Below are 17960 nucleotides of genomic sequence, written 5' to 3'. Positions count from 1 at the left end.
TGGCTTGCGCAGAATAGCGCTGCATACCATTTCTGGCGCAATGACCGGTGGTCTCGCCGGGGCTGCTGGTGCAGCAGGTTCATCACTGGCGATGATCGCCCTGACTGAACAGCTCGGCAAGACGGACTTGCCCGATGTGCTCAAGCAGGGGCTGGCGCAGATTGCTGCGGGGGCGATTGGTGCTGCCGCAGGCGGGAACGCGGGGATGGCTTCTGCGGTCAATGTGGAGGCGAATAATCGGCAGTTGCATCAGAGCGAAAAAGAATTGATCGCAAAGAAGGCAAATGGAGACAAAGATGTCGAAGAAAGGCTGACAAAAGCCGCCTGCTACGTAGTCAAATGCTGGGCAGAATATCCTGAAAACAGTAAGGAATATGAGGCAAACTTTGTTGATGTTATGGATGCCTATGCGTTAAAAGATGAATTGGCATGGGTTGCTGCACAACAAGAAAAAGGGCAGTTCGTTTACACGACAGGGCAGCAATTTGCCGATTACGTCAAAAATGATTTGAAAGGAAATGTCCTACCAGCGGCCGCTAATACGTTGAAAGTAGTTACAGGCGGACTCTCGGCTGCAACTGGTTATTCAATTTGTTCAACAACAGGCGTTGGTTGTGTTGCAGGTTTTCCAATGATCATGTTCGGCTTGAGTAACGTTACAGACGGTAGTACTGGTTTGTACAATCAGTATCAAGGATACGGCACTACGGGGACTAATCCTATGAGAAATAGCCTGAATCAAATGATTCCGGGAGGATGGGGTAATACTGTTTATACAGGTCTTGATTTCGCCATTGGTATTTTGGCTATGCGCGTGCAAATTCCATTAAATGTCGGTTTAGCTGATGGACTGGGACGTTCTCAATCAATGTTTGGTGTAACCGTACCAAGAATTAACAATCCGATGCTTTTGCCTTTGACAAATTTACCTCTACCAGTTGGTACTGGTGCTGTTGTCTTGACAACGGGAGCGGTTGTCAAGGGTGGTGAGTTTGCTAAAGAAGCATATGAGGCAGGAAAGAATGAATGAATTGGAAAAAACATTGTTCGACTGCAAATACAGTCTTTGTAATTGTCTTAGCATCTCTTATTGCTGGTGTTTTTTGGGGAAGCGTCGTAACAGGACTAATACGGTATTTTTTCCGTCCTGATGATGACATTGTGATGCAATGGATCTGGCTACCAGTCACGATAGTCATAACTATCTGGGGGCTTATTTACTTTCCTAAACATCTACGTAAAGTGGGATGGATAGCATAGTTTTAAGCGTTGATAGCGAACAATCGGCAGTTGCATACCTCTGAGCGAGATATTATTTCCAATCTTCCAAAGAAAAAGGCAATAGCAATTTGTAATGGCGATAGTAGCTGCGTCACTACTCAGACTTTATTTTGGACAGACACACTTGAGCGCGTCGCAAGTGGGATGGTCGATGATACGGAAAATGCCAAGAACAAGGCATATCTTGCACAATTAGTTCAGGCTGCCAGCGATCCCAATAGTGAAGGGGCACGTGGCCGACTGGAAAGCTACCTGAATGCCTTGCAAGTATCGCAGGACATGCTGTCTCCTTATGTTGGTAAAACCATTGTCGTCAATGGCCAGACGCAAATGGGAGCAGGAGCGGCAGAGACCTATTTCAGTGCGACCGACAGCCAGCGTCAGAATAAATACATTAATACCAATCCGATTACGGGTGAGATGCCCGATCCGATTGCGTTAGGGAAAGACGAGCGCGATGCAGCCCGTATCTCCAATTTCAAGGCCTTGAACGGAAGCGCGACACCTGACTATACGGTAGAGAAGTTCCTTGCCAGTCTTGGCGTAGGAAAAGCAGTATCAGGCTTGATTGGCAAGTGGCTGGGTACTGAAGCTGCGGCTACAACAGATGGCGTAAGTGCGACTACCTCTAGTGAGGCAGCTGGCGGTACTTCGCTCAACTACGGAAAGCAGGTCAGCGGCTATGGGAAAACAACGATAACGGATGGGAATGGCAATACAATAACGACCGGATTGCCAGCGACGACAAATGTTGGGGCAAATGGCGTAACCACGGTTGGTAGTGAGATCAAGTTGGTAGACGGCTTTTATCAGGCTGAGGGATCGGCCTTTAAGTTTTCGGAGTATTACTACAATAAACTCTAGTCTACTGGTCGTGGCGCCCCATTTTTGCAGGCAGAAGAAGTACTTAATACCGCTAAGGCAATTACTCCTGACCGTATGGCAGGCTTCAATCGTTACGTGAACGATGCTTTTGAGATGGTCTATAACCCGACAACCAAAGAAGTTTGGCACATACAGCCGCTTAGGAAATAAGTCTATGTTCAATCAGATATTACTCCTCATCTATCGACTGTTTCTCAGCGAGGGCAGACGAAGAGTAAATTGGATAGAGAAACGTTTCGGTTTTGATGCCAGTATTGCACTTTCTTGTGATGACAAAAGGAATGAACCGGGCACGTATGAGACTCTCTTTTCGCAAGAGCACCAAGAAAAGCTTAAGCAACTTTATCTTGAATTGTTAAATGAAATGAACGGAGTCACTTACCAGCAATGCGGGGATGTTCTGGATGCTCTCGAGTTTATTCAAGAAATTTCGGCTGCTGGGCTGTGGAAATATCGCCAGAGAGTGGATGTGATAATTGAGGAGTTTGTTAGAGACTTTGACCGCCTTGACGTCCCCGAGGAGCGTATCCGACTTTATGAAAGCGTGCAAAAACATTAGGGGCAAATTGTGGAAGTACTATTACTAATGTACGAGCAATAAGCGCCGAAGAAGCGAACGCACCATTCGTAGCAAAAGGATGGAATCCTCCTTATGACTCGGGGTCACAAGTCAGGACTTTCACGACAACTAGCGATGTTCAATTTGTTCGTGTTTCTACGGTAGATAGTCCACAGGGTGCATTCCTAGTACGCGCAGATGAGATTGCGGGGATGACGCCTGAGCAAATCCAGCAATATTTGGCATTGCCTAAAGTACCTACGCAGATTGCTGATGTAACCGTTCCCGCGGGAACCAATATGCAAGTTGGCAGGGTTGCCGCCCAACCGGATTTTGGTGCAGCTAGCAAAGGCGGCACTCAATATCAATTACTCAATCCTATCCCTAGTAGTAGTTTTGGTACGCCGAGGCCCATAAAATGAATTCATATATTGATCTTAATGAGGTTGCGAAGAAGATTGATTTACCTGAAGGGTTAAGTCTGGTGATATTGGATCGGCTAGCGAAGGAAAGTATTTTTGGTCCGGTTGAGTGTGCGAGAAATATTTTTCTTATTGATGTGACTGCAAAAATTGTTTGGCAAGTGCATACCGACTTTGATGCAAAGAGTGGACCTTTTACAAATGTTTTTTTAGATGGAAATGCGGTTAAGGCTTATCGATGGGATGGCGGAATGTATGAGATTGATTTGAAAAATGGTAAAGGGGTTCCGGTGTTACTGATGAAGTAATAACAGGGAATGAGATCATGCGGCGTTGACCCAAAATCTCATAAACACCAAAAACGCGGGATTCCCCGCGCCCTGTTTTTAAGGGACACACATTACGCACGCCTCTCGTCGAGCTAAAAAACAGCCGCAAAGCCATGCCAGCACTGGATTTTCGGTGTATGTGACCTCTCCCCGATTAACCGAGCACCTTGAACTAGAGATTTTCGGCCTCAAGGTGTGCGAGTCGAAACTCGCGTGGGGTCAGATCACCTAGCGAACTATGCGGTCTGAATTCGTTGTAATCCTGTCGCCAAGATTCGATTTTCTCGCGGGCATCATCCAATGACAGAAACCAATGTACGTTCAGGCATTCATCCCGGAAGCTGCCGTTAAACGATTCAATGAACGGATTATCCGTGGGCTTGCCGGGACGAGAGAAGTCCAAGGTTATTCCATTTTCATATGCCCAGTGGTCGGGGCTGTCAGAAATCTCGTGTTCTGCTGGTCAAAACCTGAAAATCTATAACCTGCACGGTGCCAATCCAGCACCGTGCAAGCCCCTCCCTGAATGTCAATTATTCATCCCAATACTTGTTCAAGCACGCGATGTGTTCCTCGGAGACATCGCGCAACATGGTCGCTGCTGCCAGCGACAGACGAAACAAGTTGGCGCTATCGGATTTCCCAATCGATGGCGCGACCTCTTGTTCAGGATCGTTCTCCTGATTCATTTCATTGGCTAAATCACGGGCGTAAATGATGTGCATGCAGGAGGTAATGCCTGCGCTGACATCGCAAGTGAGTTCAATGAAGGTGGCGAATTTTCCTCGCAGCTCGCTCCTGGAAGTTGAATTGAGAGGCGTGCTCAGTTCTCGGGGGTGTCTGGGGTTTCAAACACGCCAGCGCTGCGGTTCTTGCGCACCTGATCCCAGTCAAAGATGCGGCCATTCATGGCGACATAGACGCCATGCGGCAGAATCTGGGCGACGCCGCTGGCAAAACCGAAGTTGAACAATGCGTCTGAATTGGCAATTTCGTAAGGGATCATGGCGCCGGTGATGACTACGGTCTTGGCCAGTTGTGCGGCACCCAGCAGGCGTGCCGTATCCTGCATGGTGTCGGTGCCATGAATGATGACAATGGCATTGGCATCGGCCCGTTCGCATGATGCCAGTACCCGGCGTCGGTCAATATCCTGCATCTCCAGCGAATCCAGTAGCGGCAGTTCTTCCAGTGCATGTGGCACGGTCAGTCGCGCGCGTGCGATTACTGCAGGCAAATGGCTGCTGGCAAACGTCAGTTTTCCAGCTAGTTCATCATAGTGTTTGTCGAAGGTGCCACCGGTGGCGATGATATGTAAAGTCATGATGAAAACGAATCAAAAGAGGTGCAGGGATTGGCGAGCATCATCATAACGCACATCTTCTCGCCAGTAGCAGCTGCTTGCGTGTTCAGGCCACCAGACGCGGGCGTAATTGATGGACCTGATGGAGTTGATCCTGGGCAATGTCCTCCTGCGCAGGGGCAATCGATTTCTGTACGTCCTCGGGCATCGCAATCTGGCCGTCGATGAGCTGGGCAAACAGGCGTTCGACATCAATTGCCTGGATCAATAATTGACCGCCATTGGCCTTGATCAGTTGTGTTACCAGCATCGATTGCCCCGGCATCGATAGCGGCATCTGCATGACCTGCGCTGGATCAAACTGCGTGACCGCATGCAACTCGTCAACCAGTAGACCCACACTATGTTTGTCATGACGCACGATGATGACCTGGCTGCTGCTGGTGACGGGGGAGCGCGTGCCGCGCATCATCTGACCGAGGTCGAACACCCAGATAAACTCCTTTTGCTGGGCATCGCGGCGCAAGCCAAGCACGCCAATCTGCTCCGACCGGCTCGCCATCGAGGTTGGCAGGACTTCACTGAATGGCACCGCTTCATTGACATGGAAGGCGGAGATCGCCAGCAGATTGCCGTCGCTGAAGAAGGTCGCAAATTCGCTGCCATTGACAATGCCGGGATCCGATTGCAACTGGTACTGACGGCGGTCGGTCTGGCTGTTGGCGTTCTGCACGGCGCCAAAGGACTCAAATACAACAGCAATGATGTCATCCTGATAGCCATCACTGACCTTGAATTCCCGGTAACCACTGGAGACCGAACACGCAACGATGGCGTACTGCCCATCATGCACGGTCACTTGCGAAGCGGACTCGCCGTTGCTGATGCTAAGCAGTGCCGGATCAATCGGTAGGATCTCACCAACGGTACGTGTGCGGTCCGTGGTCGAGACAATACGTGCTTGCCGGTCAACATAGTAGGCCAGCTTGTTCGCCTTGCCGCCGATACCACTGGAGAGCATATTCGCGAATTCCGGTGTCGCATCGAAGACAATCCCGATGCCGCCGACGACAAGAGCTTCGTTATCCAGATCGCGGATGGCCGCATGGTAGATGTAGGTGCTCTGTCCGCCATACAAGTCGCTGTTTCCGAAGGGCGCGACGTAATACTGTTGTTGATCGCGTAGTGTCAGGACCTGTTGCAAGGTATCTGCTTCGATTTCGCTGCCGATCAGGCTGGCGTCATCACTGCCGGTACTGGCAACGATTCGGCCTTGACGGTCGTACACAAAGATACGGGTGTAGACCGTGTACAAGCCGTTGATGTAGGACAGGATCTGCGTTAAGGAATCCAGCGTAGCCTGATCTGGTACTGGTTGTGCTAAAGCGCTTCGCAGTTCCGGTGTCAGTGCCCACCAGCGACAATCGTCCGAGCGTTCGTAGAGGTTGCGATCCAGCAGATCGACCAGCAGACTGGTGGTGAACTCTGCATCGCGCATGCCCGAGACCAGCACTGTCTGATACAGGTCATGAATTGATCGGGCAAACAGTTCATTGCTACGGTTGCCGGTTTCGCTGATCTGGTCGAGGATGGTTTTCAGTTTGAGCATTTCGCCGTGCTCACCGGTTGTCATGACCTGTCCGTTCCAGACGATGCGCTGGATCGTCTTGGCGGCTGTCATGATGTCGTGCAATGGCGGGCAGAACGATTCTGCATGTGACAGCAGACCCTCGGCGATTTCCGGCGAGAGCTTGCTGAGCACGTCACTGACTACGCCACTAAACGCCACGTCAACCGGGATCATGACCTGACCTTGCCAGCCAGTGGGGCCGGGGTAACCTTGATAGCCTGCGGAGCAGACCGTGCGCACCAGATATTCGCGCCCGCAGAAGAGCAGTAATGCTGCGTTCCCCGCGCGGTTGACCGGGACTTCGGTGCCGACTGGTACCCATAGATTGTCGGCACTGGCGATCACACGGTTGTCACCGTCAAGCAGCAGCATGTTGGAGCGCGCCTCGGCATCTCGGTGCGAGGAAAAAATGCCTGCCATCTCTTCTTCAAAGTGGAAGCATAGACAAAGAATGCCCACCATTGCACCAGTTTGGGGATGTTGCATACGACGGGAATAGATCAATGCGCGCTCTTTGCCGGGACGCAGATCGCTCTGGCGAAAGGTTTCGACATAGCCGTCAGCCCGCAAGGTTGCGGCAATCAATGGATCACTGCTGTGTTCCAGTGGTGTTGCGGGATCAATTTGTACCAGCACATTACCGTCGGTATCGAGCAGCATGATTTCGTCGTAGACCGTGTATTTCTCCCTGTATTGGCGCAGGCGATAGCGTACTCCCTCGACATTGTCAGTGACGCCGGCGACGAAATTACAGAGTTCCCGATCCGTGGCAAGGAAGCCCACATCAGCGGTGCGTTCGAACAGATTGCGAACCACAATGTCGATCACGTATTGCGCTTTGGTGCCGATTTCTGCAAGCACATTTTGGACTTTTTCCTGTACCAGACTGATAACAAGCTCGTGTTCCAGCTTGCTGAATCCGGTACGGGTGGCAGCCATGGTTGGAAGAATGGTTTTCGCTTCTACCGGACAATTCATCTTGGCCGAAGCTTCAATGACACGCCACATCAGGTTCAATTCCTGGAGCGACTGTTCGCATTTGCTCACGTCGCGCATATAAGGCAGGAAAGTCTCAGTTTGAATTGCAAGTGTTGCTGTCATTTTGTCCCTTTTCCAGATACGGCAAATGCGAATGAGGTATTGCTTGCACAGGTCTGATCGTTATGATTTTTATGTCGTCACTGGCGCGCAATAAGGTGCAACGAAATGCAATAAGGCGCGATGGAGTGACGTATATTTTCCTTTCAGCAAATTATGTGCCATGTTTTGTCATGCCTCCGGTACAGCACAGCAACCCCTGTTATTGCAGATTTCTATAAAATCGCGGCATGAAACCGATTGCACCAGGTACCGTTATCTTTCACCGTCATCGCGGCTATGGCGTGATCGTCTCCGTCAATTTGCTCACGGGCTGGATTGCTGCGCGCTTTGGTAGCGAGGTAACGACTCTTGATCTGAACCTGTCTGCCGACGAAGTGCAACATGCTGATGGCACGCCGATCCGGTTCCGTCGCGATCCGCCGGAACGTATGCCCCATGCGCGGCTCATGGCAATGGTGCGACAGCTGCATACGGCCGGATATCAGCGACTGTATTTGTATAGCTGGCCCAAACCCTCCGGACTGCACTGGCGCTGGCATTTGTTTACGGGCCCCAGGAACTGGATTGAACGCCCCTGGCGGGAAGGTTGGTATGGCTCAGGCGCGGATTACAACTTCAATCCGGTCTTTGGCTGGGGCGATGTGCCGGGAGCGACTGCTCAGGATCTGATCAGCGCGTTGGCGCAGTTTGATCCGCAGGGACTGGCACAGGCGCTTGGGCGTGATGAGGATCACAGCAACTGGTTTGCTGCAGTGTGTGACGTCTTGCTACCAGACTATGCATTCAGTCTGGGTTGGGATCATCGCGGCGCGATGCCTGAACATTTGCCTGTGATTCCGGTGCGTCGTGGCGTGCCCGAGTATGCCGGGCCGCCTTTACCGTGGCCACCGGGATGGGCGCATCTGTGGAAGGTGGCGCATGCGCCGCATCACGTCTACGCACCGCCGACATCGGTCAGGATACGGCCAACACCTCAGGATTGAGCACGTTCTTTGGCGTGCCATTGGCAAAGTCGACAATATTCTGGAACGCCGCACGGAAATACAATTCATAACCGTCCCGCTCGACATAGCCCAGATGCGGTGTTGCGACCACATTGTCCATTTTCAGCAGAGGTGAATCAGTCGGCAACGGTTCGGTAGTGAATACATCGAGCCCGGCCAGACCAGGTCGTCCCTGTTGCAGGGCTGCTTCCAGTGCACCGTCAACGACCAGCTCGGCGCGGCTGGTATTGATGAAACTGGCACTCGGCTTCATCCGAGCCAGATCCTCAGCCTCAACGATGCCACGGGTGGCATCGTTGAGGCGCAGATGCAATGACAGTACATCTGCCGTGGCGAAGAACGCTTCCTTGCTGGTAGCGCGTTGGTAGCCATCTTGCTGCGCTTGCGTCAGACTGGCTTCGCGACCCCACACCATCACCTGCATGCCGAACGCCTTGCCATAGCTGGCGACCATCCGCCCGATCTTGCCGTAACCCCAGATACCTAATGTACGTCCCTTGAGCGCGGTACCGATATGGTTATGCTGCGGCAGTGCCGAGACCTGCTGCCAGATGCCGGCTTTCAGGTTGCCAGTGTATTGCGGAATCCGGCGTGCGGTTGCCATGATCAGCGCCCAAGTCAATTCTGCCGGTGCAGTCGGATCACCGACGCCTTCCACAATCGCAATGCGTCGCGCCGTTGCGGCAGCTACATCGACATGTCCGCTGACTTTGCCGGTTTGCGAAATGAGTTTCAACGCTGGCAGTTTTTCCAGCACGGCCTTGTTCAGGACCGTGCGTTCACGAATCAGCACCACCGCATCAAATGGCGTCAGTCGCGCCACCAGTTGCCCGGCACCGCGTACCGTGTTGTTGAACACCTTGACGTCATGCCCGTCGAGCAGGCCGAAGCAGTCGAGTTGGCGCACGTTGTCTTGATAATCATCGAGGATAGCGATTTTCATATAGTCTCCGGGGATACGCGCAGCGTTAAATTGATGCATTCTTGCTGTGGTTAAGGAGCACATGATAATTCGCATTTCCTCAACTTGTCATGGGAGGTGCCCCCTGTTACACAAATTCAACGACGACTTTGCCGCGGGTGGTTCCGGCTTCCATCAGGTCGTAGGCAGCATCAATCTGCTCTGGCTGGAAGCGGCGTGGATCGAGTTCAACCCGGATCTTGCCTTCGCCAGTCAAACGGCTGGCATGGCGCAGAATTTCTCCCTGATGTGCGCGGTCTTTCCCACTCAGCAAGGGCCACAAAGTGAATACGCCAGAATAACTTGCCGAACGGAAGGATAAGGGTGCCAGACTATGGTTACCCCAACCCAGAATACTGATGACGTGTCCACGATAGCGACGCGCGACGGCAAAGGAGGCGTCCAGTGTTGTGCCGCCAACGGTGTCGTAGACAATATCAAAGCCTTCGCCGGCGGTGTACTGGTCCACATATTGCTCCACCGAGGTAGTCTGATAATCAATAAAAGTAGCGCCATACGATGTAATCAGATCGCGTTGGCTCGCTGATCCGGTGGCATAAACGTCTGCTCCCAATGCCAACGCAATTTGTACGGCGATATGACCAACTCCACCGGCGCCGCCATGGATCAATACCTTCTGTCCCGCATGTACATTGGCATGATCTACCAGGCCTTCCCAGGCAGTGATGAAAATCAACGGTAATGCGGCCGCCTCGCGCATGGAAATGTTTCCCGGCTGATGCGCCAGCAAGGCAACATCAACCGCTGCGAATTCGGCCTGCGAACCTTGCTCTTTGCCGACGCCACCGATGAGCCCATAGACAGCATCGCCGGCAGAGAATTCGCTGACTTCATCGCCGACGGCCACTACCACGCCGGCCATGTCGAGGCCGAGTACGGCAGGTAACTGAATCTGTGCATGGGCGGCTTTGCCGGCACGAATCTTGGTGTCGAGCGGGTTGAGTCCGCTGGCATGTATACGCACCAGCACTTCTCTGGGGCCTGGCGTTGGCAGTGTGATATCGGTTGCGCGTATTGGTGTGGCAAAGTTTTCCAGGCGGTAGGCGCGCATGGTGGTGTTGGCAGAGCTTGTCATGATGATCCTCTCAGAGTGATGTGGTGCTGCAGGTAGCAGCGACGGGTGTCAGTCTAGGACCGCTCTCTGTTGCGAAAAATGGGGCAATCAGCAATTCAGAATAATGAAAACGGGGATAATCATCGGCACCGAACCCTGATAAGACAATGGAGGCAGCATGGACCGCTTGGATGCATTGAAGGTGTTTTGCAGCGTTGTCGAGGCAGGCGGATTCAGTCGCGCCGCAGATCGGCTGGGTATTTCAACCTCGTCGGTCACGAATCAGGTGCTGGCGCTGGAGGCGCACTTTCGCACTAAATTGCTGAACCGGACTACGCGCAGCATGTCACTGACTGCCGAGGGACAATTTTGTTACGCGCAGGCCCAGCTGCTGCTGGGGCGTATGACCGAGCTGGAAGACAGTCTGCTGCTGTCGGGGCAGGTTGCCGCAGGTGTGTTGCGTGTGGATATGCCGAGCATTATCTGTCGCAAGTATATTGCTCCGGCCTTGCCTGGATTCCTGGCCGCGTATCCCGAGATCAACCTCAAGATCACCGTGAGCGATCGCATGATCGACATGGCCGAGGAGGGTGTGGATGTGCTCATACGGATTGGTGATCTGCCCGATTCCGGGTTGATTGCGAAGACGCTCTGCACCACACAATATTTGTGCTGCGCGGCACCAATGCTGCTCGATCAATACGGACCAATCGAGACCCCGCACGATTTGGTACAGCTGCCGTGTCTGGGTTTTCTCAACCCCAAAACGCGCATGGTCAGGCCTTGGCAGTTCCACAAAGACGATGAACTCCATACCCATGTACCTCAAGGTGCGCTGGCAATCGATCATATTGAATCGATCATCGAAGCAGCTCAGGCTGGCTGCGGAATCATTCAGCAATTATCTGTTTCGCTCGCGCCTTTGATTCGTGATGGACGATTAACCAATGTGCTTCAGGATTGGGCATCGACAGGGCCGAAATTGTCGGTGTTGTATCAGCAGAAACACCACAAGGCAGCCAAGATTCAGGCATTCGTCGATTTTGTGGCTGAGGTTTTCAAGGACGCTTGAGATGGGTTGCGCTTTATGGATGCTGCGCTGCAACAAGTTGTATTTCTCGATTTTTTTTGTCTCTATCCCTGTTAATCCACGACGCCGTCATTAAAACAGGATTGCTTGAAAAATCGCTCAGAAGCACCTTGTTGCATTGCTTCGTAATGAAAAAACATGTTCTTGAGCAAAGCAGATATCCTACTACAATACTCGGTTACTTTTCACTACAACTCACCCTCTGGCGGGTGTACAATCGCCGCCAGACTGACACTCAAGCCAGTGTGCGTGCGGCTTTCAGGCAAGATCCTCGATGCCGGAACGTCGTGCCAGCATCTGATGGCACACCCGCCTCGCTGCTGTCGCATGACGATGGCCCAGACGTCTCAAGAATTTTTCAATTGATTAGGTAATGGAGGTAATTTTATGAATCAACCCGTCATGCAAGGTGTTGCAGCGTTGAATGCACCCGCGTTCGTCAAGCACCAGAAGTTACTCAACTGGGTAGCCGAAATTGCAGCGCTGACCAAGCCTGACAGTATCTATTGGTGCGATGGTTCACAGGAAGAATACGACCGACTGTGCGCAGAGATGGTCGCCGCTGGCACCATGAAGAAGCTCAATCAGGAAAAGCGTCCCAACAGCTACCTGGCGTGCTCGGATCCATCCGATGTAGCACGCGTGGAAGATCGTACTTTCATTTGCTCGAAGAACAAGGATGATGCCGGTCCAACCAATAACTGGACGGATCCGATCGAAATGCGTACCACGCTGAATGGCCTGTTTGATGGCGCCATGCGTGGTCGCACACTGTATGTGGTGCCGTTTTCGATGGGCCCGCTGGGCTCGCCGATTGCGCATATCGGTATCGAGTTGTCGGACTCGCCTTACGTCGCAGTGAACATGCGCATCATGACCCGCATGGGACGCGCAGTCTATGACGTGCTGGGCAGTGATGGCGAATTCGTTCCTTGCGTGCACACCGTCGGCGCACCATTGCAACCAGGACAGCAAGACGTTGCCTGGCCCTGCAATGCGACCAAGTACATTGTTCATTATCCAGAAACCCGCGAAATCTGGTCCTACGGCTCCGGTTATGGCGGCAACGCCCTGCTGGGCAAGAAGTGCTTTGCCTTGCGCATCGCGTCGACCATGGGGCGTGATCAGGGCTGGCTGGCTGAGCACATGCTGATCCTGGGCGTTGAATCGCCAACTGGCAAGAAGCATTACGTTGCTGCGGCATTCCCTTCTGCCTGCGGCAAGACCAACTTTGCCATGCTGATCCCACCCAAGACTTTCGCTGGCTGGAAAGTTACCACCATCGGTGACGACATTGCCTGGATCAAACCGGGCGCCGATGGCCGCTTGTATGCGATCAATCCGGAAGCTGGCTATTTTGGTGTGGCGCCAGGCACCAATGAAAAAACCAACTTCAATTGCATGGCCTCGCTTAGTGCCAATACCATCTTCACCAACGTCGCACTGACAGACGATGGCGATGTCTGGTGGGAAGGTATGACCAAGGAAGTGCCAGCCCATCTGATCGATTGGCAAGGCAAGGACTGGACGCCCGAGATTGCCAAAGAAACCGGCCGCAAGGCAGCCCATCCGAATGCCCGCTTCACCGTTGCAGCAACACAAAATCCGGTCATTGATGCGGCCTGGGATGATCCTGCTGGCGTGCCAATTTCGGCCTTTATCTTCGGTGGCCGCCGTTCCACTACGGTGCCATTGGTGACGGAAGCGCGCAACTGGGTCGAAGGTGTCTACATGGCGGCGACCATGGGGTCAGAAACCACGGCCGCTGCAGTTGGTCAGCAAGGGGTGGTACGTCGCGATCCGTTTGCAATGCTGCCATTCACCGGTTACAACATGAGCGATTACTTCCAGCATTGGCTCAATATCGGCAAGAAAATTGCTGCATCACCCGCCGAGTTGCCAAAGATTTATTGCGTCAACTGGTTCCGTACCGATGCCGAGGGCAAGTTTGTCTGGCCTGGGTTTGGCGACAATATGCGGGTCTTGAAGTGGATGCTGGAGCGTATTGAAGATCCACAGGGTGTGAAGGTTGGCGGAGAGCAGCATTTGTTTGGTGTCTCACCGCGCTTTGAAGATATCCAGTGGGATGGCCTTGATTTCAGCCGCGAGCAGTTCGCGACAATTACCGCTATCGATAAGGCCGCATGGATTCAGGAGCTTGAACTGCACACAGAACTGTTCGACAAGCTCAAGTACCATCTGCCACAGGAACTGATCGACACCAAGGCACAATTGGCGCGCAAACTGGCTGTCTGACTGTCCTGAGGCGCGTTCGCGTTTCTGCTGAAATCCGGCGCCACGTCCAGTATCAGTCTTCTTCATTCGAGGAGGTTGAGGCTGGCGTGGCGCCGTTGTTTTATTCTGGTCCGTTGGTACCGAACCCCGCCGGCATGCTTCCCAGGTTCAAGGCGTGGACGATGCCGAGGTGTCCCTTTTTCCTTGCACGACTGAGCGCGGTGTCTCCGCTCACGGTGGTCGCATCGAAATTGATGCCAGCGACCTGCCGTAGCTTCTCCACGATTTCTTCATGACCAAGGGTAGCGGCGATGATCAAGGCCGTATTGCCCTTGATGTTCGCTGCATTGACGTCAATCTCCGGCTGGCTCAATAGTCGGTCAACGATGTCGCCCAACTCCAGAAAGCTTGCCAGCATCAAGCCCGTGTTGCCGCATTGATCCTGTGTATTGAAATCTATTCCCGGTGAGCCCAGCAGCGACTCAACAATCTGGAGATGGCCACGCGATACAGCCCACATCAGAGCTGTCAGGCCAATATTGTTCACGGTATTTGCATCAATTCCAGGCGTTTGTAGCAATTGGTCGACGATGTTAACGTGGCCTGCATAGGCGGCCAGACTGAGTGGTGTTTCGCCCTCGTCGTTGGCTTGGTTGGGTTTGATCCCCGGGACCCGCAGCAAAGTCTGGAGCGCCTCTGCATGATTGGCATAAGCAGCCAGACTCAATGCGGTGATGCCGAGATGATTCGGTGCGTTGACATCGATGTCAGGCACCTGCAACAGCTGTCCCAGGATCTTCAGGTGGTTCTTGTAGGCAGCGATCCCGAGCGCATTCATGCCCTTGCGGTTCGTGATGTTGATCGTTGCCGCCTCTGTTTTCAATAACTCCGCTACCAGACCCAGCGACCCATGATAGACCGCCTTGGTCAAACTGATTCTGGTCGGCTGCGGCGCAATCAGTTGTTGGATGGGCTCCGGTCCATGTTTGCTTGCTATCGGCATCAGGCGGGAGGGGCCGGCCTCAGGATCTGCTTGCGTCGTTGCCTTGACTAGTGGCCGTGTCGTCACGGGTGGTGAAAATTGAACGCTGTCTACATTGACGATATAGCTGGCAATCGTATTGTCTGCGGCAGCAGCTGCTCCAACGGCTGCCTCCTCGGCACGGGGGGAGTAAGAAGACGGAGAGATGCATCGACAAATGTTTGAGAACATATAGTGTTTATTTGAGTTAACACCAGTCGTATATCACTTGTGAACTAGAAGTTTTTTTATATTTCAACCATCCGCTTGCGTACCATGACCAGGCAAGGTCACACGCGTTCAACACGAGTGCAGTAATATTGCGGCGGGAACCAAACTATTGCCGTCATCGCCATAGACGACAGCAACTGCCGGCGCTTGTTTTGCACAAGTTCCTCCCAATGTTGCCAAAAGCAAGCTGTTTTAACCCGTTGTCGATAGTTTTGTGCAATCAAAAGTATTTAATAAATAAATTTGATTAATGATAAACAGCGCTTTACTATGACTCATCTTCTTTCAACCCCAAGTAAAGGAAATTGCAATGTCCCTTATCAATACGACAATCAAACCATTCAAGGCAACTGCATATCATGACGGCAAGTTCGTCGATATCTCTGAAGCAACCCTGAAGGGCAAGTGGTCCGTGTTCGTGTTTTACCCAGCTGACTTTACTTTCGTTTGCCCAACCGAACTGGAAGATCTGGCCAACAACTACGCTGAATTCAAGAAGCTGGGCGTAGAAATCTACGGCGTGTCGACCGACACCCATTTTGCACACAAGGCATGGCACGACACATCGGATGCGATCAAGAAGGTTCAATACCCACTGGTTGGCGATCCAACGACAACGCTGGCACGCAACTTCGAAGTGCTGATCGAAGAAGAAGGTCTGGCACTGCGCGGTACCTTCGTGATCAATCCAGAAGGTCAGATCAAGGTTCTGGAAATCCATGACAACGGTATCGGCCGTGACGCTTCCGAATTGCTGCGCAAGGTCAAGGCTGCACAATATGTGGCATCGCACCCAGGTGAAGTTTGCCCAGCCAAGTGGACCGAAGGCGCTGAAACACTGAAGCCATCTTTGGACCTCGTCGGCAAGATCTAATTGAATTGCTGATTGGGCGACTGCGCAGTCCTATCTCAGCGTTGAGAAGCTCGCTAGGCCCATTCAACAATTCGAGGCGTTCGCTGTACTAGTTGTATTTGCTGCAAACATCCGGGCTCAGCCTTGGCAACGACATCAAGCTCACGAGGCAGCGTGTCGGAGTCCGGATTTATTAATCTCACACGAAAGTGAAAATCATCATGTTGGATGCTAATCTCAAAGCCCAATTAAAAGCGTACCTGGAAAAAGTGACGCAGCCGATCGAGATCGTTGCATCGCTCGATGATGGCGCCAAATCCCGTGAGTTGCAGGAGCTGCTGCAAGAGATCGTTTTGCTGTCCGAGCGCATCACGCTTGTTGAACGCAATGATCACGCTGCACGCAAGCCATCCTTTGCGCTGACACGACCCGGAACCGATATCAGCGTGCAGTTTGCTGGTATTCCCATGGGGCACGAATTTACTTCGCTGGTGCTGGCACTGCTGCAAGTCGGCGGCCACCCCATCAAGCTCGACGATAAAGTGATCGAGCAAATCCGTAACCTCGATGGCGATTACAGCTTCGAGACTTATATTTCGCTGACCTGCCAGAACTGCCCAGAAGTGGTCCAGGCATTGAATGTCATGTCGATCATCAATCCGCGGATTCGTTCTGTGACCGTCGATGGCGCATTGTTCCAGGATGAAGTTGAGAAACGTCAGATCATGGCCGTGCCAACCGTCTACATGAACGGTGAAGTGTTTGGTCAGGGACGTACCGGTGTTGAAGAAATTCTCTCCAAGCTTGATAGCGGTGCAGGTGCTCGCAAGGCAGAAGAACTGAGTGCCAAGGACGCCTACGATGTACTGATCGTCGGTGGTGGACCAGCAGGTGCTGCAGCTGCGATTTACACAGCACGTAAGGGCATCCGTACAGGCGTTGTCGCCGAGCGTTTTGGTGGTCAGGTGCTCGACACCATGTCCATTGAGAATTTTGTTTCGGTGCAGGAAACCGAAGGTCCACACTTCGCAACGGCGCTTGAGCAACACGTCAAGGCCTATGAAGTCGACATCATGAATATGCAACGTGCCGAAGCGCTGGTGCCTGGTGACAAGCTCATCGAAGTCAAGCTGGCCAATGGTGGTGTGCTCAAGAGCAAAACCGTGATTTTGTCGACTGGCGCACGCTGGCGCGAAATCAACGTTCCTGGCGAGCGCGAATATCGCAACCAGGGTGTGGCGTACTGCCCACATTGCGACGGTCCGTTGTTCAAGGGCAAACGTGTTGCTGTTGTCGGTGGTGGTAATTCAGGTGTGGAAGCGGCAATTGATCTGGCCGGTGTTGTCAGCCATGTGACCCTGATTGAATTTGGCGCAGAATTACGTGCCGATGCTGTGTTGCAACGCAAGCTGCATAGTTTGCCGAATGTTGTCGTGATTACCTCGGCGCAAACGACCGAAATCACTGGTGATGGCAAGAAGGTCAATGGCTTGAGCTACAAGGACCGCAATAGCGGTGAACTCAAGCATATCGAACTGGAAGGCGTATTCGTGCAAATCGGTCTGGTACCGAACACAGAATGGCTCAAGGGTACGGTTGCGCTGAGCAAGCATGGCGAGATAGAAATTGATGCCAAGGGACAGACTTCGATCCCAGGTGTGTTCGCTGCTGGTGACGTGACTACTGTGCCATATAAGCAGATTGTCATTGCTGTTGGTGAGGGTGCTAAAGCTGCGTTGAGTGCTTTCGATCACCTGATCCGCTCGGCACCAGACGAAGTTGCAGCCGCTCCTACCAAGTCCGAGGCGGTTGCTGCCTGAGTCGCTTGCCTGGATAGCACCGAAGAACAAGCGGTGCTTGAAAAACAAAAAAACCCACCAGTGTGTGTGAACCGCACCCCAAAAGTTGGACACCAATCCAACCTTTGGGGTGTTTTTCATGGCGAAGTACGAAACGAAATTCAAGCATGAGGTAGTGCAA

Annotated in this window: 15 protein-coding genes and 2 pseudogenes; 10 read left to right on the top strand and 7 right to left on the bottom strand. The window is 52.6% G+C overall.

What is annotated here, in order from left to right:
* The 5 genes and pseudogenes from FHW66_RS20385 to FHW66_RS20365 form a co-directional block, all read left to right on the top strand.
* Positions 1 to 1030, top strand: a pseudogene (locus tag FHW66_RS20385) (filamentous hemagglutinin); the annotation flags it as partial.
* A gap of 260 nt (positions 1031 to 1290) precedes the next feature.
* Positions 1291 to 2145 (top strand): hypothetical protein, encoded by an 855-nt coding sequence (locus FHW66_RS20380; protein ID WP_183381662.1) that lies wholly within the window; start codon positions 1291 to 1293, stop codon positions 2143 to 2145.
* 175 nt (positions 2146 to 2320) lie between these two features.
* Positions 2321 to 2725 carry a hypothetical protein gene (locus FHW66_RS20375; RefSeq protein WP_183381661.1) on the top strand — a complete coding sequence of 135 codons (405 nt, stop codon included), beginning with the start codon at positions 2321 to 2323 and terminating at the stop codon, positions 2723 to 2725.
* 212 nt (positions 2726 to 2937) lie between these two features.
* Complete coding sequence (locus FHW66_RS20370) at positions 2938 to 3147, top strand: hypothetical protein (RefSeq protein ID WP_183381660.1); 210 nt, start codon at positions 2938 to 2940, stop codon at positions 3145 to 3147.
* Positions 3144 to 3455 (top strand): hypothetical protein, encoded by a 312-nt coding sequence (locus FHW66_RS20365; protein ID WP_183381659.1) that lies wholly within the window; start codon positions 3144 to 3146, stop codon positions 3453 to 3455. The genes FHW66_RS20370 and FHW66_RS20365 overlap by 4 nt, the downstream gene beginning before the upstream one ends.
* A gap of 193 nt (positions 3456 to 3648) precedes the next feature.
* Here the strand turns inward: FHW66_RS20365 and FHW66_RS20360 are convergent.
* The 4 genes and pseudogenes from FHW66_RS20360 to FHW66_RS20345 all read right to left on the bottom strand — a co-directional run.
* A pseudogene (locus FHW66_RS20360) lies at positions 3649 to 3912 on the bottom strand (integrase core domain-containing protein); the annotation flags it as partial.
* Between the two features lie 97 nt (positions 3913 to 4009).
* Positions 4010 to 4201: a hypothetical protein gene (locus tag FHW66_RS20355; protein WP_183381658.1), complete on the bottom strand. Its 192-nt coding sequence runs from the start codon at positions 4199 to 4201 to the stop codon at positions 4010 to 4012.
* Between the two features lie 98 nt (positions 4202 to 4299).
* Positions 4300 to 4800, bottom strand: a complete 501-nt coding sequence (locus FHW66_RS20350) for an asparaginase domain-containing protein (protein WP_183381657.1) — start codon at positions 4798 to 4800, stop codon at positions 4300 to 4302.
* Between the two features lie 85 nt (positions 4801 to 4885).
* On the bottom strand, positions 4886 to 7510 hold the full coding sequence (locus FHW66_RS20345) for a chemotaxis protein CheW (protein ID WP_183381656.1): 2625 nt from the start codon (positions 7508 to 7510) through the stop codon (positions 4886 to 4888).
* A 227-nt stretch (positions 7511 to 7737) separates the two neighbouring features.
* Here FHW66_RS20345 and FHW66_RS20340 point away from each other — a divergent pair, with 227 nt between their 5' ends.
* Complete coding sequence (locus FHW66_RS20340) at positions 7738 to 8493, top strand: L-asparaginase (protein WP_183381655.1); 756 nt, start codon at positions 7738 to 7740, stop codon at positions 8491 to 8493.
* Here the strand turns inward: FHW66_RS20340 and FHW66_RS20335 are convergent.
* Together FHW66_RS20335 and FHW66_RS20330 are read right to left on the bottom strand one after the other, a co-directional pair.
* Complete coding sequence (locus tag FHW66_RS20335) at positions 8465 to 9457, bottom strand: D-2-hydroxyacid dehydrogenase family protein (RefSeq protein ID WP_183381654.1); 993 nt, start codon at positions 9455 to 9457, stop codon at positions 8465 to 8467. The two genes, FHW66_RS20340 and FHW66_RS20335, sit on opposite strands and share 29 nt — an antisense overlap.
* Before the next feature lie 106 nt (positions 9458 to 9563).
* Positions 9564 to 10571 (bottom strand): zinc-dependent alcohol dehydrogenase family protein, encoded by a 1008-nt coding sequence (locus FHW66_RS20330; protein WP_183381653.1) that lies wholly within the window; start codon positions 10569 to 10571, stop codon positions 9564 to 9566.
* Between the two features lie 157 nt (positions 10572 to 10728).
* Here FHW66_RS20330 and FHW66_RS20325 point away from each other — a divergent pair, with 157 nt between their 5' ends.
* Both FHW66_RS20325 and FHW66_RS20320 read left to right on the top strand, forming a co-directional pair.
* Positions 10729 to 11622, top strand: a complete 894-nt coding sequence (locus FHW66_RS20325) for a LysR family transcriptional regulator (RefSeq protein ID WP_183381652.1) — start codon at positions 10729 to 10731, stop codon at positions 11620 to 11622.
* Positions 11623 to 12027: 405 nt separating this feature from the next.
* Positions 12028 to 13896: a phosphoenolpyruvate carboxykinase (GTP) gene (locus tag FHW66_RS20320; protein WP_183381651.1), complete on the top strand. Its 1869-nt coding sequence runs from the start codon at positions 12028 to 12030 to the stop codon at positions 13894 to 13896.
* A 100-nt stretch (positions 13897 to 13996) separates the two neighbouring features.
* On the opposite strand, the gene FHW66_RS20315 is transcribed toward FHW66_RS20320, so the two are convergent.
* Entirely contained in the window at positions 13997 to 15088 is a 1092-nt protein-coding gene (locus FHW66_RS20315) for an ankyrin repeat domain-containing protein (protein ID WP_183381650.1), read from the bottom strand.
* A gap of 349 nt (positions 15089 to 15437) precedes the next feature.
* On the opposite strand from FHW66_RS20315, the gene ahpC reads away from it, so the two are divergent.
* Together ahpC and ahpF are read left to right on the top strand one after the other, a co-directional pair.
* Entirely contained in the window at positions 15438 to 16001 is a 564-nt protein-coding gene (gene ahpC / locus FHW66_RS20310; RefSeq protein ID WP_183381649.1) for an alkyl hydroperoxide reductase subunit C, read from the top strand.
* Positions 16002 to 16201: 200 nt separating this feature from the next.
* On the top strand, positions 16202 to 17800 hold the full coding sequence (ahpF, locus tag FHW66_RS20305; RefSeq protein ID WP_183381648.1) for an alkyl hydroperoxide reductase subunit F: 1599 nt from the start codon (positions 16202 to 16204) through the stop codon (positions 17798 to 17800).
* The last annotated feature ends 160 nt before the right edge of the window (positions 17801 to 17960 follow it).

Source organism: Herbaspirillum sp. Sphag64, assembly GCF_014192645.1.
In the GTDB taxonomy this organism is placed as follows: Bacteria; Pseudomonadota; Gammaproteobacteria; order Burkholderiales; family Burkholderiaceae_D; genus Herbaspirillum.
The sequence above is the reverse complement of the archived record's forward strand: the minus strand, read 5'-3'. Positions and strand labels throughout refer to the sequence as shown.